Origin of the sequence: Nonlabens ulvanivorans (assembly GCF_032922765.1) — a bacterium.
GTDB lineage: Bacteria > Bacteroidota > Bacteroidia > Flavobacteriales > Flavobacteriaceae > Nonlabens > Nonlabens ulvanivorans.
In genome coordinates this window covers 2,635,388-2,657,540 of sequence record NZ_CP136694.1, presented here as the reverse complement: position 1 = coordinate 2,657,540, position 22,153 = coordinate 2,635,388, and the positions used below count along the sequence as shown (strand labels likewise).

Here is a 22,153-nt window from a genome sequence, read left to right as displayed (position 1 = left end):
AAAAATAAAAAAAAGAGTGCCAGTAAAATCATTACTATTATACCTTTACCAGGTTAACAAATGCACGAGTCATAATCTCAATACTGTAAGTATTTTTACAATACTCTACAATCTCAGTTCTTCGATTCAACCATTTATCTTTCTCGTTAAAAAATAATACTAAACCTTGGGCAAGGTTATTTTCATCATCAGAATTGAAAAATTGTGCGTTAAAATCTTCCTTTGCGGCCTCTAACTCTGGACTGTGATGTTCATCACGTGCGATAATCATTGGGACACCATAACCTAGACTTTGGGTGATACTCAATCCTACATATCCTGGAGAAGCGCTAACTAATGCTTTACTATAATAACTCTTAAGAACATCTATGTCCGTGATTTTTCCCGGTATGGTAACTCGATGTTCTAGATCATCTTTCTTGCTTAACTCTACAAGTTTTAACCGTTGTGGTCCATCCCCTATAATTATGAGTTTGGCCTTTTCAGGTAAACTGTCCAACGCATTTTTAAACCCTTGGTAAAGTAATAAAGGCTTTTTATCTTCAATTAATCTGCCCACGTAAATAACATCATTTACCTCATTATCTGTCTCGCTGGACATTTCATGTCTATAAAGGACAGCATTGGGCGCTGTAGTAATTTTTTTGTAAGCCATTTTCTCTTGAAGCTCGCGTCTTTGTTGCTCTGTATACACTATGATCTCGCTGGCAAAAAAACGCATTAAGTGACGTAGCTTGTCAGATTTTGAATTCTGACCAGATCGTGGCCATGCATGTCCCCATAATATAGTTCGCTTTCGCGAAAGCAATCTCAACAACAAAATTATCCAATGAGAAATCACTCTTGGGTTTAAACTTAGCACGAGAACGTTATCTTTAAAAACTTCGTTCCAATGTCCAGTTTGCCATAAAAATCTACGGCCAAGGATATAATGATTCTTCAACGTACCAGTACTTTTAAAATTTATAGAGGTCTTAATAGTTGAATCAAAAAAAGAATCGCCACAATAAATTTTAAATCCATCCTTAAGCTGTTTTTGTATCTCATCAAATACTTTAATGCGATAGCTAGGCACTACTGTCTGTATGATCACTAGAGGCTTAAGCATAAGTTTTTAAATCTTTCTTGTAATATAAAACGGCCAAAAATAATAGAAATAACTCTGTGATAGTAGCCACTAATACTGTAGCTTTTAACCCATAAATAGGAACAAAAATAAAACTAAACACAAGATTAAAAATAGCGGCCATAATCATAATTTGCATTCTATACTTGAATAATTTTCTTGCAGGAGCGTACAGTACATTAAATAACATACTCAATCCAGAAAAGACAGCTATTAATCCTAAAACTTTAAATAATGAAATATTATCGATTATACGTTGATCTTTATATAGCAGCTCTATGACCCAATCACCTAAGAAATAAATAATTGCATATCCTAAAATTCCTATTCCAGCAATGATAGGAATCAATTTACTCATCATTGTTCTCTTTTCTTTGAGCTCTTTACGTGACATGTATGGATAAATAGCTTGATAAATAGGCACATACATATTCTTTGCTGCAAGAATAAGTTTTTCAAACGCGCTGTATACCCCAACTACAGCATCTCCTGCAAAAAAACCGAGAATTAATCCGTTCGCAGCAACACTAACTTGAGAGGCTATATTTGAGCTGAATACTAGAAAACTCTCCTTATAAAAGTTTTTAGTCCCGTCAAAATCTGGCCATCGCCAAGAAACATGTTTTAAGCTCATTATAAAGCTTATGACTCCAGCAGTTATAAAGCCTATGGAATTAAAAATGGGAACATTTAAAAAGTCACCTGGCTTTGTAATAAACAGAAATAAGAGCACTGTAAAAATCACTTTTGCAATTACATTAATGATCGTAATTAACCTCATTTTTTCAATTCCCTGAAAAAACCACACCGGAAAAATAGCTTGCCCTATTACGACTCCATAGCTTAATAAATAGACAGCCCAGTTTTGAGAGAATCTTTCAAAACTAAAAACCACAGCCATAAGAATAAGAAACACAAGTACTAATAAAATCATACGTGCCCAAAACACCTTAAAATAAATGATTGAATAATCACCTTTTTGTTCCTTAATAAGAGCTATCTCACGCGTAGCTGTTAGGTTAAAACCAAAGTCTGTAGATACCACGCAAAAAACCATGAGATACTGTGCTAGCATCACGAGTCCAAACTTTTCTAACCCTAACTGTCGTTCTAAGAATGGAATAATGAGTAATGGTAGTAAATAATTCAATCCCTGAAGAATCACAAGTGCACCATAGTTTTTGGCCACTGTTTTTTCTTCTCCAGAGAATTTTTTAGAAAGCTTACTCATGTAATGGTTAGGTTACTTATTTAAACGTCACAAAAGTGATTTTAATATCTAGTCCATTTTTTAATGTCCTTTTTCATGGTGTCAAAACTAGCCACATCTAGAACTTCCTTACTTGTTGGGTCTATAACAATAATATTAAAGCCTCTTTTACTTTTACCGTCCAAATGATTTTTTTGATTCACATAAATACGTGAATGATTACCTTTTTTAAAACTAGCACTCTCCATTTTTATGGTAAGGTGATTTTCTGGATATGATAAAATGGATAATGGCAGACTATCGATACTTTCTTCCACAAAACTTCTATGTTTATTAAATAGACCTATATAAGAAGTTCTGTATTTATCCTTAAAATTAATTATAGACCCTAGAATTTCAAAAGGTTTTAGAGCTTCTTTATCTATAGCATCCATAGCTGTGACAGCCACATAGACATCTAGTTTACTTAAAAAATTGATGTAGTCTTGGAAATTATTAATTTCCTTAAGAGAGTCCTTACCGTAGTATTTAAAGGTAAGTCTCTCATAATCTTCGAGATTTGTATGAACAGGAAACTGATATTTTAAGCTTAAATAATTAGATAAGTGAGTTGAAACCTTAGTTGCTCCATGTACATTTGTATGCCCATTTTCAAAATCTTTGGCACTATTAAAGTTTATTTCTTTTAGTAAGGTAGAGTCTACATAATTGATAAAAGCAACATCGTCGTTTGAGGCAATTTTAGCTAATTGATTTATATGCTGGTTGTGTAATTTATTAATAGTGTATGGGGCATAAGCAAGCACCAGTTCTATATCATTGTCTTTTGCTAACTGAATAATTTTATCAAGGTAAAGCCTGCTTTTTCCCGGTAAGTTTTTTTTCTCATATTCAAAAAACTTAATCTCCTTAGGAGTTACTTTATAAAGAGGTGTATAACCTTTCAACTCTCCAACTTGTGGCTCTTCAAAATCCGCTTCACTTAAATCTTTCCATCGATCATGGTAATTGTACAAGGGATTTAAACCTTCTAGATTATCCTCAAAAGCTACTTGTTGAGATTCATATTTATTATATGATAAAGGAATATCGTCTAGCGCTAGTTTATTCACTCCATCACGTTTAAACTCCTTGCTTTCAGAAATAAAGAATGCTTCTAATACTACAACCTTAGGTTTTTGATGTTTCAAAACCTCTTTAAAATAATGATAACTTAGCCACAATGGTTGTTCTTCAGAACCAAAGACATAGCTCCTAATCCCATTTTCTTTATAAAAAACGGCTGGATTAAATGTACAAAACGCATGAGAAGACCCTAAAAAAACAACATCTAAACTGTTGTTCTCTATTTCATAAAAACCTTTAATTCTTGCCGTTGAATTCCATGGAAGGTCAATTCTCTTAGGAGTGAAAATAGAAGAAAATAATTGAAATAGCATTACAAACAATGCAACTAAAATTGTTAACCGTATGAATCTATTGATAAAGCGCTTTTTCATTAGAATTGAAAATATATAAATTCATCCGTATTATACGTCGCTCCATAAAAGCCAAATATTAATATAAAAAACACTGATAGTAAGTACACGGTATATCGAGTAACTACATGTTTTTCAAAAATCCATTTTCTAATAGGGTATTTTTTATCTAGTACCCAAAATACTAATAGGCCCAAAATTAATAATAGGGATAAAGTAAAATCTTTAGAATCTAAACCTAATTTATACATAGATCCATCAATCAATTGGTAGAAAGATATTTCTGAACTATTTTTTATAATTAAAATAGCTTTATCAAAGGTCTCTGCTCTAAAGAAAATCCATGCAAAACTTACCAATATAAATGTCCAAATTCTTTTGAAAAATAAAACATCAAATGAATTCTCTTTAATTTTCATAAACGAATTCATTTTGTGTCTTGATTTTTGTGTCCACAAATCAATCATTTGGAAAATCCCATGTAAGAATCCCCAAATTATAAAACTCCAAGCTGCTCCATGCCAGAAACCACTCACCAAGAAAACGATCATAATATTTACATACCATCGCCATTTACTAACTCGATTTCCACCTAATGGTATATATAGATAATCTCTAAACCAAGTAGTTAAAGAAATATGCCATCTACGCCAAAAATCGGGAATTGATGTCGCAAAATAAGGCTGATTAAAGTTTTTCATTAAATCATAACCGAGTATTCTAGCACTACCACGTGCAATATCTGTGTATGCAGAGAAGTCTGTGTAAATCTGGAATGAGAAAAATATAGTTGCGATAATGGTCTCAAAACCACTATAAGAACCTGGGTCGCTATATACCTGATTTACAACTACAGCAAGCCTATTAGCAATAACAACCTTCTTAAAGATTCCCCATACCACAAGTCCTAAACCACTTCTAATTCTACTATAATCAAAGCTAATTACCTTATCAAGTTGAGGTAACAAATGAGAAGATCGCTCTATAGGACCAGCGACTAGTTGAGGGAAAAATGAAACAAATAATGCATATTTCCCAAAATGATGCGTCGCTTTTATCCTATCATAATAAACATCTAACGAGTAACTTAAAGCCTGAAAAGTGTAGAAAGAAATACCTACAGGTAATAAAACATCAATATTTTCAAAGCCCCATTCTACATGAATTAATGAAAAGAAATCAGCAACTGCCGAATTCAAAAAATTAAAATACTTAAAGAAAATAAGGATTCCTAAATTAGAGACTAAACTCAAGGTAAGCCATAGCTTCTTCCTTTTTATTTTAAGCTTTTCGGTTAATTCGCATTGATTTACTTTACTGATTAAAATTCCGCTCAAATAAGTAATTACTGTGGAAAGCAGCATCAAAAGCGCATATTTTACATTCCAAGACATGTAAAAAAAATAGCTTCCTACTAATAATAAAATCCATCTCAACTTATGAGGTAACACATAGTATAACAGTGCTATAACTGGAAAAAACAATAAATAGGATATGGAAATAAAGGACATATGTATCGATTATTTCATATAAGCTTCATACATCATCTCCACACCTTTTTCTAATGAAATCTCATGTTTCCAGCCTAGTTCATGCAGCTTTGAAACGTCTGTAAGTTTGCGTGGTGTGCCGTCTGGTTTTGAACTGTCCCAATCCAGCGTTCCTTCATAACCTACCGTTTTTTTAATCATTACGGCCAGGTCTTTTATAGCGATATCTTCTCCGGTTCCTATATTGAGGTGTGTATTTCTTATGTCTTTTTCGATTCCTTTTACATCAGCAAAATCTTTGTTTTCCATTAAGTACACACAGGCTTTTGCCATGTCGTGCGACCATAAGAATTCACGTTTAGGCGATCCAGTTCCCCACAACGCGATGCCTTTTTCGGTGATACCGTGTTTGTGTAATTCCGCTTTCGCGAAAGCGATATCATCAACACCTAAATCATCCATTAATGCCTGCTCATTACCAACCATTAATAATTTACCTAGGTGCATTTTACGAATTAGGGCTGGTAATACATGAGATTTCTCTAGATCAAAATTATCGTTAGGACCATATAAATTAGTAGGCATTACAGAGATAAAATTGGTGCCATATTGCAGGTTATAGCTCTCGCACATTTTGATACCAGCGATTTTTGCCACCGCATAAGGCTCGTTTGTATATTCTAGTGGTCCAGTAAGTAAACTGTCCTCTGGCATAGGTTGTGGTGCCATTTTAGGATAAATACAAGTGCTTCCCAGAAACAATAATTTCTTAACTCCATTTAAATAACTATGATGAATCACGTTATTCTGGATCATGAGATTTTTATAGATAAAATCTGCCCTGTAAGTGTTGTTTGCTACGATACCACCTACACTCGCCGCTGCAAGAAAGACGAATTCTGGTTTTTCAGTTACAAAAAAGTCTGCTGTGGCTTGTTGATTTGTAAGGTCTAACTCTTTGTGAGTTTTAAGAACAAAATTTGTGTAACCTAATTTTTTTAACTCACTAACGATGGCGCTTCCTACAAGACCACGATGTCCAGCGACGTATATTTTTGAATCTTTATTCATTATTCAAAGTAGTTGTTAATTCTATAACCACCACTTTTCAAATATTCTTCTCGAGACATTAAATGTAAATCACTTTTCATCATGTCATTAACGAGTTCTTGAAGGGCGATTTCTGGAACCCAACCTAGTTTTTCTTTGGCTTTAGTAGGGTCACCGATTAATAAATCTACCTCTGTAGGACGGAAATAACGCGGATCAACAGCCACTACTTCTTTTCCTATTTCTAGTTGGTAATCTGGATTGGAGCAGGACTTCACCGTTCCTTTCTCGTCCACGCCTTCACCATTAAATTCTAACTCAATACCTATGTATTGAAAAGCCATACGCACAAAGTCTCTTACACTAGTCGTCGTTCCTGTCGCGATAACCCAATCTTCTGGCTCACCGTGTTGTAGGATCATCCACATCATGCGTACATAATCTTTAGCATGTCCCCAATCTCTTTTGGCATCTAGATTACCTAAATACACTTTGTCTTGAAGTCCTTTAACTATTTTTGAGGTCGCACGCGTAATTTTTCTCGTTACAAATGTTTCACCACGTACTGGAGATTCATGGTTAAAAAGAATCCCATTACAAGCAAACATACCATAAGCTTCACGGTAATTTACCGTTGCCCAGTAGGCATACATTTTTGCCACCGCATATGGACTGCGCGGATAGAATGGAGTCGTTTCTGATTGTGGAATTTCTTGCACCTTACCATACAATTCTGATGTAGAAGCTTGATAAACTTTAGTCTTCTTTTCCATTCCTAGCAAGCGTACAGATTCTAGGATACGCAACGCACCTATTCCGTCGGCATTTGCGGTGTATTCTGGCATTTCAAAAGAAACTTGAACGTGAGACATAGCCGCAAGATTATAAATCTCGTCTGGCTGAGTTTCCTTGATGATTCTAGTCAGGTTAGTCGTATCTGTAAGGTCACCATAATGCAATTTGAACTTCACATCAGTCTCATGTGGATCTTGATACAGGTGATCGATACGATCTGTATTAAACAATGAAGCACGGCGCTTGATACCGTGCACTTCATATCCTTTTTTTAATAAAAACTCACTTAAATAAGCACCATCCTGACCGGTTACACCAGTGATTAATGCTACTTTATGATTCTTTTCAGACATATTCTAATTGTAAAGCTGTAAAAATAAGGTTTCCTTAAGACTTATACCTAGCCACTACCTTATCTAATCCATCGCTAATAGATGGAGTTGAATAATTGAAAACCTGTTCTGTTTTTTTACAATCCAGCACACTATAAGCTGGTCGTTTTGCATCTGTTTTAAAAGTGGCTACTGGATTGATAGTTTTATTTAAATCTAATTTTTGATTTATCGCTTTCGCGAAAGCGTACCAGGTCATCTCACCTTGATTTGTAAAATGGTAAATACCGTAATTCTTAGGTTCATTATCAATTACATGATTGATAAAATTTGCCACATCTATTGCACTGGTAGGTGAACCAGTTTGCGTATTCACAATGTTTAACTCCTTTACATCAGTACCTGCTACCCATTTGAAAAAATTCTTGCCATTTGCTGCATACAACCAAGAGATTCTAAAAATATAATGTTTACCATTTACTCGAGAAATGGCTTTTTCTCCAGCTAACTTACTGGCTCCATAAACGTTTATAGGATTTGTGTCTTGATCAGGTTGGTATGGCATTGCTGCATCGCCTTTAAAAACATAATCTGTAGAAAAATGAACGAGTGTTACGTGGTATTGCTTAGCAATTTGAGCCATTTTTTCAACAGCAAGAGCATTGATTTTAAATGATTTTTCTTGTTCGGTTTCGGCAAGATCTACAGCTGTGTATGCTGCACAATTGATGATATAATCGGGTTGTACCGTTGCTATCTTTTTATGTAAGCTTTGTGAACAGGTGATGTCTAATTCTTGACTTGAAAATGCATAAACATCACAACCAGACAAAGCGTTTTTTATCGCTGTAGCTAACATTCCGTTTGCTCCTGTAATGAGAATTTTTTTCAAGGGTTTGTATTTATCAAACATCGTCTTCTACAAGCTCAGACTGACATTATAATTTTAAAAAATCTAATTTTTCATCTTTTTCAGATAGTAAAACAGCACTATCTGGTAATTGCCAATCTATATTTAACGTTGGGTCGTCATATCGTATCCCAAATTCAGTCTCTGGTTGGTAAGTGTTATCTACTTGATAATTTACGATTGCTGTATCTGACAGGACAGAAAAGCCATGCAGGAATCCTCTAGGAACTAAGAGTTGTTTATGATTATCACCACTTAATTCAATGGTGAAATGTTTTAAAAAGGTTGGAGAATCTGGTCTGTAATCTACTGCTACATCAAGAATTTTACCTTGTACACAACGCACTAGCTTTGCTTGCGCAGCATCTCCTTTTTGTAGATGTAAACCACGCAGCACTCCATAGCTTGAAAAAGACTCGTTATGTAATACAAATGGTGGGTGATTAGGAAACGCTTTCGCGAAAGCGTATTTATCATGTCTAATACTGAAATAACCGCGATCATCACCAAAAACAGGTGGCTCGATGATGTAGCAGTCTTTCAACGGAGTTTCTTTTACAATCATTTCTCTGTAAGTCTCATCAAATAATCTCCATAACCACTTTTTATAAGAGGTTGTGCGAGGTTTTTGAGTTGTTGCTTCTCAATATATCGTTTGCGATAAGCTACTTCTTCTATAGAGCCTATTTTCAAGCCTTGACGCTGTTCGATTACTTGTACAAACTGACTGGCTTGCATTAAGGATTCAAAGGTGCCTGTATCGAGCCATGCAGTTCCTTGATCGAGCACATTTACTTTAAGTCTGCCCCGATTAAGGTATACGTTATTGATGTCTGTAATTTCTAATTCACCACGATGTGATGGTTGTATATATTTTGCAATTTCTACTACCTCATTATCATAGAAATAAATTCCAGGAACGGCATAGTTTGAACGTGGCTCTATAGGTTTTTCCTCTATGCTGGTTACTCGCATATTTTCATCAAAATCTACCACACCATATCGTTGTGGATCATTTACATGATAAGCAAAAATAACTCCACCTTCTGGGTTCACGCTTTCTTGAAGTGCTTTTTCAAGACCTGTTCCATAGAAAATATTATCTCCTAAAATTAGAGCAACACTATCTTCTCCTATGAAATCAGCGCCTATAATAAACGCTTCTGCCAGACCATTAGGATTATCTTGAACGGCATATTCAAACCTACAGCCCAGTTGAGATCCATCACCTAATAAATTTTTAAAAAGTGGTTGATCTTGTGGTGTAGAGATGATTAATATTTCCTGAATTCCTGCACTCATTAATGTTGAGATAGGATAATATATCATAGGCTTATCATAGATAGGCATTAACTGCTTACTCACACTTAACGTAAGTGGATGCAGTCTAGTACCACTACCACCGGCTAGAACTATTCCTTTCATGGGTTATATTTTTTGAGATACCATTCTACTGTTTTTTTGATTCCGGTAGTAAAGGTTTCTGCCGGTTGCCAATTGAAGTCTTCTTCAATCTTTGATGGATCAATTGCATAACGGTAGTCATGTCCTGGACGATCATTTACATAAGTTATTTGTGCCGCATAAGGTTGTCCATCTTTACGAGGTTGAACCTCATCTAATATGGAACAAATATGATTTGCTATATCTATGTTTCTTATTTCGTTTTTTCCACCTATGTTATAATTCTCTCCTTGACTAGCTTTTTCTAAAACAGTATGTAAAGCTTGACAATGGTCTGTTACATATAACCAATCACGCACGTTTTTACCATCACCATAAATGGGAATAGATTCACCATTTAATGCTTTTCTTATCACGACAGGTATTAACTTCTCATCATGCTGTCTAGGTCCATAGTTATTGCTACAGTTTGTGATTACCGCAGGAAAACCATAAGTATGCACATAACTCATCACTAAATGATCACTGGCTGCTTTACTGGCGCTGTACGGACTGCTAGGTGCATAAGGTGTTTTCTCTGTGAAAAAACCGTCATCTTCTAAGCTTCCATAAACCTCGTCTGTAGAGATGTGGAGAAATCTAGATTGTTGTTGTTTTGTGCTAAAATCAGGTTTAAAAACTCGTGGTTTTTCCATCCATAATTGATAGCTCGCATGCAACAAGTTAAAAGTTCCGTTTACATTAGTTTCTATAAAGACCTGAGGATTTTCAATACTATTATCTACATGGGACTCTGCCGCGAGATGATACACTTTATCAAATTGATAGTTTTTAAATAGCTTATTAATAAATACCGCGTCGCATATATCTCCTTCTATAAAAGTGAGACGATCATGCTTGAAGTTATGTGCAAAACCTAAGTCTGCAGCATAGGTAAGCTTATCTAAATTATAAATGTGGGCACCAGTATTTGTAAGTAAGTATTCAATAAGATTACTTCCTATAAAACCTGCTCCACCGGTAACTAATATTTTAAGCATTCTGTTTTTCGTAGTTTTTCAAAAACCTCCAAACTAGCGGGAATAATGCAATTAAAAGTCCAAATCCTAGACCTATAAAAGCTCCTTTAAGTCGGTAATGCCTTTTTTCTATCGTACCTTTTTTGATATACTGAGACACGACATTAATGGTGTTACTATAGCTATACTTATCTTGTCTTACCCTAGACATTTGATAGAGTATATTTCTTTTTTGATCAAATAAGTTTTTTAATGCTTCAGATGGTTTTTGATCTCCTAAATATAAATTAGTGCCATTTCCACCTTGTACATCACTAGATTTAATAGCTGTTTGATAAGCAGCGATTAAGGAGTCTAATTCTTTTAATTGATAATTCATTGATTTAAGATCAAAATCTGCAGTTTCTTTAAGTGCTTGTTGCTCTGATTTAATAATTGAGTTTTCTTTTACTCTAATGACATCATCTATTAAATTTTCAAGAACGGTTCTATCTCTAGAAGCTACTTCAATTAATTGAAACTGATAATCTTGATCACGTTTTGCTGCTTTAAAACCTTCAAAAGTGAAGTTCTCTAAAGCCATCGTATCGGACTTTCTAGCCAGTTGATCATATTCTTCTAAAAGTTCTGTATCATTAAACTCTGGACGTATACTTAACGAAGTGATTTTTGAAGTTTTATCTTCAGAGGTATTTAATTCTTGAGATAACTTTTCAAAGTCCTCTTGTTCTACTAACGACTGATAATAGTTAATATTAGAAATTAACTGACCTGCACTTTTAAAGTTGGGCTTCACTACTATTTGTGCAGTAAATTGATCACTCGATTTTAAGTTCAAATACCAACCTAATGCAATACCGGCAATAGAAGTAATTGCGATAATGATTAAATTTTTCTGAATAAAAATCAGGAATAATATTAAAAAGTGACCTATACCTTTAAGTAAATTACCTATACCGGTAAAAATGTTTTTAAATCCATTACTAATCCAGACAAAAACGGGAACTAAATCTACTTCTTGCTCTTGATTATTCTGTGGTTGGTTTTCCATGAAAATCGATGATTTTATTTATTCAAATATAATTGAAGTTTACTTCTACCTAAAAACGATAATAGGAGGCTTAAATTATAATTCTGTACTTATTTCTGAAGCAACACTGTTCTCCATGATCTGTTCAAGGATTTTTTCAGTAATGACGTATACTGGTTTTACTCCTGTAAGACCTAATCCACCACTGGCAAGTGTATGACCTGTTTTTAAAGGATTATCACTAGCATAATATGCATATCGCACATTAATCTTTTTATTGATACTGCGACGTACTCTAGAGGCAGCTTGTATCGCTTTTTGATAATGTGCACCTTCCATCTCTAGACCTATCACACGCCAGCTCGAACTATAGAAAAACTGTAATAGATCTTTATTTTGTAAAGATGTCCCTAATACAGTAACCATAGAACCGGCTACTACATTAATACCATCTGTTTTTAAATCTTTTTTAGTCAGTTTATTTTTAAATGGATAGTTGTCTGCAGTACCTTCAAAAACGTGGGCATCTGGAACCATGATATCTCCTTTATCACCTTCTAGAATACCTGCTTTACCCATGATGTTAATTGACTTCATGTTCATTAAATGCAGCTTACCATTCTCATCTTTATATGGCTTTAACAATTCATCCATGGTCTCATAAGCTTGTTCTCCAAAAGCATAATCCATGACTATAAGCACTGGCTTTGTGTTTTCCTCGCTTTCGCGGAAGCTAACTGAACAAAAGTCTACTTCCATGTACTGGCACTGAGACATATCAAAAATCTGTACGTCTATATTAGTACCGCTTTCATCCTTAAGGTAGGACATTCCATTTGCGAGCGCGTGCTTTTTAATAGCATCGCGATCTTTTTTTGCAGCGTCATTACTAAGAGTCGCAAACAACTCCATGCGGTCACTATTTTTAAGCTTTGCCTCAAGTGCTTTAGGACCGTAAAGTGAATTCATTACACTGTGCAGATTTGCACTAATGATATGTAATGGTCTATCAAAAAGATTGTGGTCTACTAGATGTTGCTTGATGCGTAACGCCCATTTATCTCCATGAATATGGTGACCCAGACGTTCTCTTAAAACAGGAGAGAATGTCACCAATCTCTTTTCCTCATCTAGGATTTCCTTCTTTGCAAGATTACCTAAATGATAGATGGTACTTAAAAACTGATGAGGATTTTTTGCAGTTGCAAAATCATTATAAACGCTCATCACTTCTTCAAAAGTGCGCCCTAATATAGTTGCTACATGTGTAACGGCAACTTCTTTTTCTTGCTGTGTTAGTTTTGTTTTTCCTATTACTGCTTCTAGACATTTCCAGTCGCGAGTTGTACTACCATTATCACCGACTAGTACTTGCTTCATAATCTTATGAGATTCTATCATAAGAAAAGTTAGGTGCGTCAGTATATCATAAATCTCTGAGCGTCCTCGAGTAACCTCTATATTCATCTGGTGCTTATCGATACGATAGCAGTTGCGACGTCTCTTTTTAGGAATAATCGCTTTAAAATGCGAACCTTGATAACCTTCATCACTAGTTAAATTGATGTAAGAACACTCTTCAATACCTTCTGGTAAACGGTCCATCACATAAAGTAAACCACTTAGTTCTATTTTCTCCTCAGCAATAGAGCCGTAGATCTCTGGCCTTAAGGTAAGGAGTGATTCTCTTAAAGATTCTCCACTCACGCCCATAGGTTTATAAAAGCCACGATTAAATAAGTGTCGCATGGTTATATACATGCGCTCGATAGCATTTGTACTTTCTTGGGCTCTTGTGCGTGGTTCTACGTTAAGTATAGGCATATAATAAATTTCCTAGCAAAGATAGTTATTTAACTAGTCTATACAGCGATAACAACTATTTGCAGCCTGTTATATGATTGTAAAATTAATTTTAGAAAATTATTTAAATTATAATCTCTCTAAGACCTCAGCAATCTTACGATCATTAGAGAGTCGCGGTAACTTATTTTGTCCACCTAATTTCCCTATGGTTTTCATGTATTGCTTAAATCCATTTTCAACAACTTGCTTAATAATAAGAGGTTGCAAAACTTTACCAACTATTAAATCATCGTAGTAACTATTTTGCTCGCGCATTTTAAGATCTAAAGTTGCTTTAAACTTTTCTAGGTCTTTAGGTTTTTCACCAAACTCTATAAACCACTCATGATAAGGTAATTCATCATTATCTGGGGCAAGTTGTGGTGCAACAGTAAATTCATTAATCACAACATTGTGTATGGCAGCGGCTTCTTTCATGGCATGCTCTACTTCTTTACCTATGACATGTTCTCCACTTGCACTGATGTAGTGCTTGATACGACCAGTTACTATAACGCGATACGGACTGGTAGAGGTAAAAGCAATTGTATCACCTATGTTATATGCCCATAAACCAGCAGTTGTAGAAATAATAAGCACATAATTCACACCGATCTCCACCTCACCTATAGTTAAACGTGGTGCATTTTCTTCAAAAAATTGATCTGCAGGAATAAACTCATAAAAAATTCCAGCATCTAATAACAATAGCATTCCTTTCACATCTTGTTTATCTTGATATGCAAAAAATCCTTCACTTGCTGGAAAAAGCTCAATGCTATCTACTTTTCTACCTATAAGCTGTTCAAATTTAGGCCTGTATGGCTCAAAATTTACACCACCATAAATGAAGAGGTTGAATTCTGGAAATACATCACCTACTTTTTTGCCAGTTCGTTGTACAATGCGTTCAAAATACATTTGTACCCAACTAGGGATTCCAGAAATGACACCCATATTCTCAGGTAAGGTTTCATCAATAATTGCTTCTACCTTAGTTTCCCAATCTTCAATACAGTTAGTTTTCCAGGACGGCAGACGGTTTTTTTGTAAGTATCCCGGTACATAATGGGCTACAATTCCACTTAATCTACCTAACTGAACACCATTCTTATCTTCCATTTCAGGACTACCTTGCAAGAAAATCATTTTGTAATCTACAAAAGCTGCTTTACCTGTCTCGTGGATGTAACTTAAAATGGCATTACGAGCAGCATTGACATGCTCTGGCATAGACTCTTTAGTAATAGGAATATATTTTGCACCACTAGTAGTCCCAGAGGTTTTTGCATAATACAATGGTTTTCCAGGCCATAAAATATCTGATTCTCCGGCCACAACTCTATCTACAAATGGCCTTAATTCTTCATAATCTCTTACGGGTACTTTTTCAATAAAAGTAGCGTGTGAATCTATATCTTGAAAAGAATGTGATTTACCGAAAGCGGTATCTCGAGCAGTCTTAATGAGATGTTTAAAAACCTTTTCTTGTGTAGCCACTGGTTGAGTAGACCATTTACGAGTTTGCCTATCAATGATAGCTGCAAAAACCTTTGCTGCGAATGATTTTATTGACATTACTGAAAGTTGATAAAATTAGTTGGGTCTTGTGGATAGCCGTCCATCCACAATTCAAAATGTAAATGTGGTCCATTAGTTAACTCACCCGTATTACCTACAATTCCGATTACCTCACCAGCTTGTACTTGATCGTTTTGTTTTTTACTTAATGTAGCCATGTGCTTATAAACGGTAATTACACCATAAGAATGTTCCATAAGTATGGTGTTTCCAGTGTCTGTACTCCAACCTGCAAAAATCACTGTGCCATCTGCCGCAGCTTTTACTGGTGAATTTGCTGCAGATGTAATATCTACGGCATAATGTTTTTTTTCTGCATTAAAACCATCTGATATAGTACCAGTTACAGGTGTAAAGAATATAAAATTAGTACGACTAGTTGCTCCTTCTATCACGTTAAACTTATCCTCACGATCCACTTCTTCTCGCAATAAGCTATCTTCTTCAATAGGTATTGGTAAGTTCTCTTGATTTGCAGTTTCTACTTTTGCAATACTGTCTATTCTAGCATATTCTGCGGCAGTGATGTTACCACTTAATACCATTTGAATACGATCATATTTTTGTTGTTGCAATTGAATTGAGGTCAGTAAAGAGTCTGTTTTATTTTCTAGGGTTATAACATCTTTAGTAAGTTTAGTACTGGCATAACCAGGTATGAATTCTCTTAACGGTGTAAATGCTATTAAGACCGTAGTTAATCCTATAAGGATGATAGCAGATAGTACTGTAACTATAAAAACATTTAATCTAGTTAAGTTTAAAGAAAAGCGTTCTTCAAAAGTATCGTCATTGAGCACCACCATTCGATAGCGATGCAACCATTTTCTCTTAAGTTTTCCTTTTTCCTTTTTAGTAGCCATGAGCGTCTTTAACGAATTTCAAAGATAAAATAATATAATAGCTCGCACGTTATTTCTATACAATGCTATTCTTACTAATCATCAACTTTAAGTATGCTTTAAAATTGTCTTCTTAAGGATAATTATAGCTCAATAGGAATGGGCTACCCTTTTACTTTTTATAAAACAAGTAATTTTAACGTCATTATTAAAAGTTTGAAAGAGTTCATTGTATCTTTGTAATGTTTTTAAAACACATATTATGTTAGCAAACTTTATTTTAGGAATGCCTGGTTATGGTAGTATTATATTAATAGCGCTAGTAGTGTTATTAATTTTTGGAGGTAAAAAAATACCAGAATTGATGCGCGGTTTAGGTGGTGGAATTAAAGAATTTAAAGACGCTACTAAAGAAGACAAAGCAAATAATGATCAAATAGACTCTAACAACTAGTCTAAATCATATCATATTAAAAGCCCTTTCAACAATGTTGAAAGGGCTTTTTTAATTATAATCACAAAGTGTTATTTAATCTTCTTGGGATATAAATTTCACGCTTTTTAATATCGATTCTAGTTCAAAAAGGTAATTGCGTTGCTTTGCACTAGGTGCAAAAATGTAACCTTCTATAACTAGCCAGTTATTTTTTTCTTTGTTATAAATAGCATAATTAAGAAAAGGTCCAGACATAAACTGTCCGCTCACTTCCCATAATCCTTTTGTTTCATAAGCAAATTTACCGTCCACCTGACTTTCATTTACATAAGGTGAGAAAGCACGTTCAGTTATAAATTCTCCATTATCCACTGGCACTTTTAAAGAACCTACAGAATCTCTTACTTTAGTAATACTAGCTACGACATTAGAATCTTGAGGAATCTTATCACGATCTACTTCATAGATCATAATATCCATCGTACCTTCTTTAATATTGCGTCGCAACCAGAAAAAATCTTTATCATCTGGTGCCGCGTATCGGTATGATCTAGGCGCTATCAGTTCAATGCCAAATCGTTCTTTAATCTGATCAACATTAAGCCCTACTTTTTTCATCAAGCGTTGCTTTTCCTTAATCTCACCATCATTAAATATGGTTTTAATTTGCTGTGCGTTAGTAATGATTTGCTCTATAACACCAGCAGCATCTTTACCTCTTATGATAACACCAGTCTGTGGATTTGCATATAAACCGGTCGTGACGGTTACACCTGGCTCCTTATTAGAAGTCTCAACCTTTAAATAATTACGGTTTTTCATCAACAATCCTGCAAATGAATCTGGCTCTATCTGGTTAAGAGAGAACTGTGGTTCTTCACGCACTAATCCATCTACAGGTGCTGCTAGAATCTGTCTAATACTATCACCTACTTCATTCTCCCATAAATCATTGTCAATCACTAATAAAATATCATTCATTCTACCAGCGCTATCTGTTACGATTACCGGCGCATCGTTGCAACCAGTTAATGTGATCATTGCGAGAAATATGTAAACTATGGATCTCATAAGAGTATTATTTAAGTTTTAAAGTGGTACCTGGTTGTAAATCTTCGGTTTTACCAGGATTCAATTTTCTAATTTGAGCAATAGTTATGCCATAGGTGTTTGCGATTTTCCATAAGCTATCACCACTTTTTACTTTATAACTACCAGGTGCTTTTTTTGAACTAGTAGAGCCACTCGTAATAGGTTTTCTAGGATGTATATACAACCGTTGTCCAATTTTTAAATTATTACTACGCAGGCTGTTCCATCTTTTCAATTGGCTAACTTTCACTCCATATTTATTAGCAATTTTACCTAGATAGTCTCCATTTTTAACCCGATAAACGACACGAGACTCTGCTTTAACGAGTTCTGGTAAAGGTTTTTCTTTTTTGTCTAATTCTGCTTTCGCGAAAGCGTATACCGCATCCTCACTACTCACAAATTTCCCTGCTGCTCTTACCGGCAATCTGAGATAATAATTTCTACCAGATACTGCTGGGATGATATCTAATTTATAACTAGGGTTATGAAATTGAATAGTTTCTATATCCTCATCAGTAAATTGAGCAACATGCTCTAGGGAAATCATTTTCTTAACACGTATGGTATCAGTTGCGATTGTTTTATATGCTGTTTGTGCAGGTTGAAAACCATGCTCACTTGCATAAGTGTATAAATATACCATAGCCTGAAATGCAGGTACATAACCAGCGGTTTCCCGTGGTAAGTAAGGTCTTAAATTCCAGTAGTTTTTATATCCACCACTACGTCTTATGGCTTTATTCACATTTCCGGGACCAGAGTTATATGCCGCTAATGCTAGATCCCAATCTCCATAGATATTATATAAACTCTTTAAGAATTTACATGCTGCTTCTGTAGATTTTATAGGGTCCATGCGTTCATCAACATAAGAATTTACCTCAAGATCAAAATCGCGACCTGTAGCAAACATGAATTGCCATAATCCGGTAGCACCTACCCTACTTTTTGCTCTAGGATCTAATGCACTTTCCACTACAGCTAGATACTTCATCTCTAGTGGAATATCATATTTATCTAACATTTCCTCAAATAGCGGAAAATAATAATCGCTCAAAGTCATTAAACGCTCCATATAGATACGTTGATGACTCAGCTTTTTATTGATTAATTGTTCTAGTACAGGATTATAATCTATTTGAAAAGGTGTGGTCTCATTAATACGTTTCAGACGTGCTTTAAGTGTGTCTGTAGGTAGCGTTTTCATAACAGCCTCACTATAATCCATTTGTATAACTTCATCATACATATAATCATACATATCATTGTTATACAGCTCTTTAAGTAAGTTCTCATCAAATTTATCTACCTCGGGATATTCATTAATCGCAGCAGTAGCAATTGTTATTACAGGAATATTTACCATAGAGGTAGTGTCAGTTACTACCTCTATAGTTGGTTTTATAGAGTCTGTTACAGTTGTAATTTGTTGTTCTTTTTCCTGATTTTTTTTGAATTCTTCATAGGTGATTATACGTCCTGTAGTAGTCGTACTATCAGGTGAGACTTGCGCCATAGTCACCATAGATAACGCAAAAAAGAATAAAAAGAATTTATACATGTATTGTTTTAAGAATTAATCTAATATGGCAGCAATACCAGGAAGTGTTTTACCTTCTAGCATTTCTAGCATTGCACCACCACCGGTAGAGACGTAACTTACTTGATCATCAAAACCAAATTGTTTTACCGCAGCAACAGAATCACCACCACCTACTAAAGAAAATGCTCCTGCAGCAGTAGATGCTGCGACAGATTTACCTAAAGAAATAGTACCATGAGAAAATGGCTCAAGCTCAAAAACACCTGCTGGACCATTCCATAAAATAGTTTTGGCCTGCATTAATACAGTATGAAATTGTGATCTAGACTTCTCTCCTATATCTAATCCCATCCAACCATTTGGGATAGCGTCAATAGCTGCATTATCTATGGTTGCGTGCTCAGAAAAAGCATCGGCAGTAATAGCATCTACAGGTAAGTGTATGTTAGTATTTTTTGATTTGGCTTTTTCAAGAATTTCAAGTGCTAATTCCATTTTATCGTCTTCACAGAGAGAATCCCCTATTTTACCACCTTGCGCTTTGATAAAGGTATATGCCATACCACCTGCGATAATAAGATCATCAACTTTATCGAGTATATTTTCAATAACGGTAATCTTAGATGAAACTTTTGCACCACCTAAAATCGCTACGACTGGTTTATCTGGAGTTTCCAACACTTTATTTAAGCTCTCAATCTCTCTTGTCATTAAGTGACCAAAGCATTTTTCATCAAAATATTGAGCAATTATTGCTGTAGATGCATGTGCTCTATGTGCGGTACCAAATGCGTCGTTTACATATACGTCTCCTAATTGAGATAAAGCTTTCGCGAAAGCGGAATCACCAGCAGTTTCTTCACTATGAAACCTTAAGTTTTCTAATAAGAGAACTTCACATGGCTGTAGGTTTGCAGCTGCTTGTTGAGCGGCATCGCCTATGCAATCGTCCACAAACTTTACCTGAACACCTAATATATCTGTAGCAGCGGCAACGATGTGCTTTAAAGAAAATTCTTCTTGATTTCCTTTAGGGCGACCTAGATGTGACATAAGTATTACTGAGCCTTCATCTTCTAGAATTTTAATGATGGTATCTTTTGCCGCAAGGATACGAGTCGCATCCGTTACTTCAAAATCATCATTGAGCGGCACGTTAAAGTCAACTCTTACTAAGGCTTTTTTATCTTTAAAATTGATATCGTTAATAGTCTTCATAGTTATATGTTGTGAATGGTCACAAATATAGCGGTTATGATACAACCTCGCGCCTATACTTTTATATTTGCATTATGCGATATCAAGATATCATAGGACTAGAACATCTTAAGACACATTTACAAACCACGGTTGAAAATGGTAGGATTGCACACGCGCAATTAATGGTAGGTCCTACAGGAAGTGGTGTTTTACCACTAGCACTGGCGTATGCCAGAAGTATATTATGTAATTCTAATAATGATAGATGTGATGCCCAAATGGATCAAATCGCACATCCAGATTTACATTTTGCTTATCCTGTAGCAAATAATGCAAAGATTAAAGCCAAAGCAGTATCTGATGATTTTATTGCAGAATGGCGAGAGTTTTTAAAAACACAACCTTATGGTAGCCTTGCAGATTGGTATCAAGCCATTGAGATTGAAAAAAAGCAAAGTAAAATAGGTGTTGATGAGGCTAAAAGAATAGTTTCTAAATTGAGTCTCAAATCCTATGAAGGTGGATATAAAGTTTTAATAATTTGGGGTGCGGATAAATTAAATACCGAGGCTTCTAACAAATTATTGAAACTGATTGAAGAGCCACCGGCAAAAACAGTCTTTTTACTAATCGCTGAAGATGAAGATCAAATCATCAATACTATTAAATCGAGGTGCCAGCTTTTACATGTTCCTAAATTAAATAGTGAATCTATCGCTAATGGACTACTTGAAAGAAACGGTTTAGAAATAACACGTGCTCAACAAATCGCAAGACAGTCAAATGGTGATTATAATAAAGCTGTACAGTCCATTCATAACATATCTGAAGATACTGATTTTGAAAAATGGTTTGTAACCTGGGTACGTACCGCATTTGCAGCACGTGGTCGCAAGTCTGCAATTAACGATTTAATTGCGTGGGCAGATATGATAGCCGCTACTAATCGAGAAACTCAAAAACGCTTTTTATTATATTGCCTAGAATATTTCAGACAAGCAATGCTACTTAATTACAAAGCAAATAGTGCGGTTTATTTAACACCGCAAATGCCAGATTTTAAATTAGAAAAGTTTGCTCCATTTATAGAAGGTCATCGTATACAACCTATAAGTGATGAAATAGAGAAGGCTATTTACCATATTGAAAGAAATGGTAATGGTAAAGTCATTCTAACAGACCTAGCAATAGGACTTACTCGTCTTATTCATAAATCTGCTTAAAAGTAGTTAACATGTTGAAAATTAGGAATTAATTATAAAAAGGTAGTAATTTTACCTTTCGTTAAAAATTCTTTCTGTTGATTACTTATTCAGGTCCCATTTTAATTTTAGTTTTTTTGCTGTTAACAATAATTATTTCTGCTTATGAAAAATTATTTGTTTGGAATAAGACTCTTAAGGATTATGTAGAAATGTATAAAAACCATCTACCGCCTTTTTTAGTGAAACTATCTTTAATTATAATTTTAGGCCTTGAGATAATTGTGACCTCATTCCTAGCTTTGGGAATTTATGATATCATAGTTGATCAAGATATCTCCTTGAGCGAAATAGGATTAATTATTACAGGAGTTCTTTTCTTAATTCTACTTATCGGATTAAGAATTTTACAGGATTATCGTGGCGCAGGTAGAACAGCCATTTATTTTCTTCTCGTCGTTTTTGGTCTATTTTGGATACAATCAATATAAACTATTGTTTTTATATATAAAATAAATTAAGTTTATTAAAAACCTACTGATTAAAGCAATCTACACGGCGTTTT

At 34.8% G+C, this 22,153-nt stretch carries 20 protein-coding genes; 3 read left to right on the top strand and 17 right to left on the bottom strand.

Annotation, left to right across the window (positions count from 1 at the left end):
- Positions 1–37: 37 nt before the first annotated feature.
- From R1T42_RS12045 to R1T42_RS11980, 14 genes are all read right to left on the bottom strand, one after another.
- A complete protein-coding gene (locus tag R1T42_RS12045; RefSeq protein WP_317290493.1) occupies positions 38–1,108 on the bottom strand; it encodes a glycosyltransferase in 1,071 nt (356 codons plus the stop codon).
- Positions 1,101–2,357, bottom strand: a complete 1,257-nt coding sequence (locus R1T42_RS12040; RefSeq protein ID WP_317290492.1) for an oligosaccharide flippase family protein — start codon at positions 2,355–2,357, stop codon at positions 1,101–1,103. Before R1T42_RS12040 ends, R1T42_RS12045 begins: the two co-directional genes overlap by 8 nt.
- 41 nt (positions 2,358–2,398) lie before the next feature.
- Positions 2,399–3,835: a hypothetical protein gene (locus R1T42_RS12035; protein ID WP_317290491.1), complete on the bottom strand. Its 1,437-nt coding sequence runs from the start codon at positions 3,833–3,835 to the stop codon at positions 2,399–2,401.
- Entirely contained in the window at positions 3,835–5,178 is a 1,344-nt protein-coding gene (locus tag R1T42_RS12030) for an MBOAT family O-acyltransferase (protein ID WP_317291870.1), read from the bottom strand. Before R1T42_RS12030 ends, R1T42_RS12035 begins: the two co-directional genes overlap by 1 nt.
- A 156-nt stretch (positions 5,179–5,334) precedes the next feature.
- Complete coding sequence (locus tag R1T42_RS12025; RefSeq protein ID WP_317290490.1) at positions 5,335–6,375, bottom strand: GDP-L-fucose synthase family protein; 1,041 nt, start codon at positions 6,373–6,375, stop codon at positions 5,335–5,337.
- A complete protein-coding gene (gmd, locus tag R1T42_RS12020; protein ID WP_317290489.1) occupies positions 6,375–7,502 on the bottom strand; it encodes a GDP-mannose 4,6-dehydratase in 1,128 nt (375 codons plus the stop codon). Before gmd ends, R1T42_RS12025 begins: the two co-directional genes overlap by 1 nt.
- A gap of 34 nt (positions 7,503–7,536) precedes the next feature.
- Positions 7,537–8,373: a dTDP-4-dehydrorhamnose reductase gene (gene rfbD, locus R1T42_RS12015; RefSeq protein ID WP_317290488.1), complete on the bottom strand. Its 837-nt coding sequence runs from the start codon at positions 8,371–8,373 to the stop codon at positions 7,537–7,539.
- A 46-nt stretch (positions 8,374–8,419) separates the two neighbouring features.
- Positions 8,420–8,956: a dTDP-4-dehydrorhamnose 3,5-epimerase gene (gene rfbC, locus R1T42_RS12010; protein WP_042295147.1), complete on the bottom strand. Its 537-nt coding sequence runs from the start codon at positions 8,954–8,956 to the stop codon at positions 8,420–8,422.
- Positions 8,953–9,816: a glucose-1-phosphate thymidylyltransferase RfbA gene (rfbA, locus tag R1T42_RS12005; protein WP_317290487.1), complete on the bottom strand. Its 864-nt coding sequence runs from the start codon at positions 9,814–9,816 to the stop codon at positions 8,953–8,955. The genes rfbC and rfbA overlap by 4 nt, the downstream gene beginning before the upstream one ends.
- Positions 9,813–10,835, bottom strand: coding sequence for a dTDP-glucose 4,6-dehydratase (gene rfbB, locus R1T42_RS12000; RefSeq protein ID WP_317290486.1), 1,023 nt, complete (start codon positions 10,833–10,835; stop codon positions 9,813–9,815). Before rfbB ends, rfbA begins: the two co-directional genes overlap by 4 nt.
- Positions 10,828–11,865, bottom strand: a complete 1,038-nt coding sequence (locus R1T42_RS11995) for a hypothetical protein (RefSeq protein ID WP_317290485.1) — start codon at positions 11,863–11,865, stop codon at positions 10,828–10,830. The genes rfbB and R1T42_RS11995 overlap by 8 nt, the downstream gene beginning before the upstream one ends.
- A 75-nt stretch (positions 11,866–11,940) precedes the next feature.
- The gene (locus R1T42_RS11990) at positions 11,941–13,668 is read right to left on the bottom strand and encodes a DUF6909 family protein (protein ID WP_317290484.1); all 1,728 of its coding nucleotides are present in this window, start codon (positions 13,666–13,668) and stop codon (positions 11,941–11,943) included.
- A 108-nt stretch (positions 13,669–13,776) separates the two neighbouring features.
- Positions 13,777–15,267, bottom strand: coding sequence for a GH3 auxin-responsive promoter family protein (locus R1T42_RS11985; protein ID WP_317290483.1), 1,491 nt, complete (start codon positions 15,265–15,267; stop codon positions 13,777–13,779).
- Complete coding sequence (locus R1T42_RS11980; protein ID WP_036583243.1) at positions 15,267–16,133, bottom strand: M23 family metallopeptidase; 867 nt, start codon at positions 16,131–16,133, stop codon at positions 15,267–15,269. Before R1T42_RS11980 ends, R1T42_RS11985 begins: the two co-directional genes overlap by 1 nt.
- A 238-nt stretch (positions 16,134–16,371) precedes the next feature.
- Here R1T42_RS11980 and R1T42_RS11975 point away from each other — a divergent pair, with 238 nt between their 5' ends.
- The gene (locus R1T42_RS11975) at positions 16,372–16,566 is read left to right on the top strand and encodes a twin-arginine translocase TatA/TatE family subunit (protein WP_105072209.1); all 195 of its coding nucleotides are present in this window, start codon (positions 16,372–16,374) and stop codon (positions 16,564–16,566) included.
- A gap of 75 nt (positions 16,567–16,641) precedes the next feature.
- Here the strand turns inward: R1T42_RS11975 and R1T42_RS11970 are convergent, their stop codons facing one another.
- Genes R1T42_RS11970 through R1T42_RS11960 form a run of 3 tightly spaced genes read right to left on the bottom strand, consistent with a single transcriptional unit; the run spans position 16,642 to position 20,404 of the window.
- A complete protein-coding gene (locus tag R1T42_RS11970) occupies positions 16,642–17,619 on the bottom strand; it encodes a DUF4837 family protein (protein ID WP_036583245.1) in 978 nt (325 codons plus the stop codon).
- 7 nt (positions 17,620–17,626) lie between these two features.
- Complete coding sequence (locus R1T42_RS11965) at positions 17,627–19,204, bottom strand: lytic transglycosylase domain-containing protein (protein ID WP_036583246.1); 1,578 nt, start codon at positions 19,202–19,204, stop codon at positions 17,627–17,629.
- A gap of 15 nt (positions 19,205–19,219) precedes the next feature.
- On the bottom strand, positions 19,220–20,404 hold the full coding sequence (locus R1T42_RS11960; RefSeq protein ID WP_036583249.1) for a phosphoglycerate kinase: 1,185 nt from the start codon (positions 20,402–20,404) through the stop codon (positions 19,220–19,222).
- A 74-nt stretch (positions 20,405–20,478) separates the two neighbouring features.
- Between R1T42_RS11960 and R1T42_RS11955 the strand changes: the two genes are divergently transcribed.
- Both R1T42_RS11955 and R1T42_RS11950 read left to right on the top strand, forming a co-directional pair.
- Positions 20,479–21,609 (top strand): DNA polymerase III subunit, encoded by a 1,131-nt coding sequence (locus tag R1T42_RS11955; protein ID WP_036583252.1) that lies wholly within the window; start codon positions 20,479–20,481, stop codon positions 21,607–21,609.
- 77 nt (positions 21,610–21,686) lie between these two features.
- A complete protein-coding gene (locus R1T42_RS11950) occupies positions 21,687–22,079 on the top strand; it encodes a hypothetical protein (RefSeq protein ID WP_036583253.1) in 393 nt (130 codons plus the stop codon).
- The last annotated feature ends 74 nt before the right edge of the window (positions 22,080–22,153 follow it).

What these genes read in the sequence shown, in the direction of transcription:
- R1T42_RS12045 (WP_317290493.1), bottom strand. Translation starts at nt 1,108, where the DNA reads ATGCTTAAGCCTCTAGTGATCATACAGACAGTAGTGCCTAGCTATCGC.
- R1T42_RS12040 (WP_317290492.1), bottom strand. Translation starts at nt 2,357, where the DNA reads ATGAGTAAGCTTTCTAAAAAATTCTCTGGAGAAGAAAAAACAGTGGCC.
- R1T42_RS12035 (WP_317290491.1), bottom strand. Translation starts at nt 3,835, where the DNA reads ATGAAAAAGCGCTTTATCAATAGATTCATACGGTTAACAATTTTAGTT.
- R1T42_RS12030 (WP_317291870.1), bottom strand. Translation starts at nt 5,178, where the DNA reads ATGCTGCTTTCCACAGTAATTACTTATTTGAGCGGAATTTTAATCAGT.
- R1T42_RS12025 (WP_317290490.1), bottom strand. Translation starts at nt 6,375, where the DNA reads ATGAATAAAGATTCAAAAATATACGTCGCTGGACATCGTGGTCTTGTA.
- gmd (WP_317290489.1), bottom strand. Translation starts at nt 7,502, where the DNA reads ATGTCTGAAAAGAATCATAAAGTAGCATTAATCACTGGTGTAACCGGT.
- rfbC (WP_042295147.1), bottom strand. Translation starts at nt 8,956, where the DNA reads ATGATTGTAAAAGAAACTCCGTTGAAAGACTGCTACATCATCGAGCCA.
- rfbA (WP_317290487.1), bottom strand. Translation starts at nt 9,816, where the DNA reads ATGAAAGGAATAGTTCTAGCCGGTGGTAGTGGTACTAGACTGCATCCA.
- rfbB (WP_317290486.1), bottom strand. Translation starts at nt 10,835, where the DNA reads ATGCTTAAAATATTAGTTACCGGTGGAGCAGGTTTTATAGGAAGTAAT.
- R1T42_RS11995 (WP_317290485.1), bottom strand. Translation starts at nt 11,865, where the DNA reads ATGGAAAACCAACCACAGAATAATCAAGAGCAAGAAGTAGATTTAGTT.
- R1T42_RS11990 (WP_317290484.1), bottom strand. Translation starts at nt 13,668, where the DNA reads ATGCCTATACTTAACGTAGAACCACGCACAAGAGCCCAAGAAAGTACA.
- R1T42_RS11985 (WP_317290483.1), bottom strand. Translation starts at nt 15,267, where the DNA reads ATGTCAATAAAATCATTCGCAGCAAAGGTTTTTGCAGCTATCATTGAT.
- R1T42_RS11980 (WP_036583243.1), bottom strand. Translation starts at nt 16,133, where the DNA reads ATGGCTACTAAAAAGGAAAAAGGAAAACTTAAGAGAAAATGGTTGCAT.
- R1T42_RS11970 (WP_036583245.1), bottom strand. Translation starts at nt 17,619, where the DNA reads ATGAGATCCATAGTTTACATATTTCTCGCAATGATCACATTAACTGGT.
- R1T42_RS11965 (WP_036583246.1), bottom strand. Translation starts at nt 19,204, where the DNA reads ATGTATAAATTCTTTTTATTCTTTTTTGCGTTATCTATGGTGACTATG.
- R1T42_RS11960 (WP_036583249.1), bottom strand. Translation starts at nt 20,404, where the DNA reads ATGAAGACTATTAACGATATCAATTTTAAAGATAAAAAAGCCTTAGTA.
- R1T42_RS11955 (WP_036583252.1), top strand. Translation starts at nt 20,479, where the DNA reads ATGCGATATCAAGATATCATAGGACTAGAACATCTTAAGACACATTTA.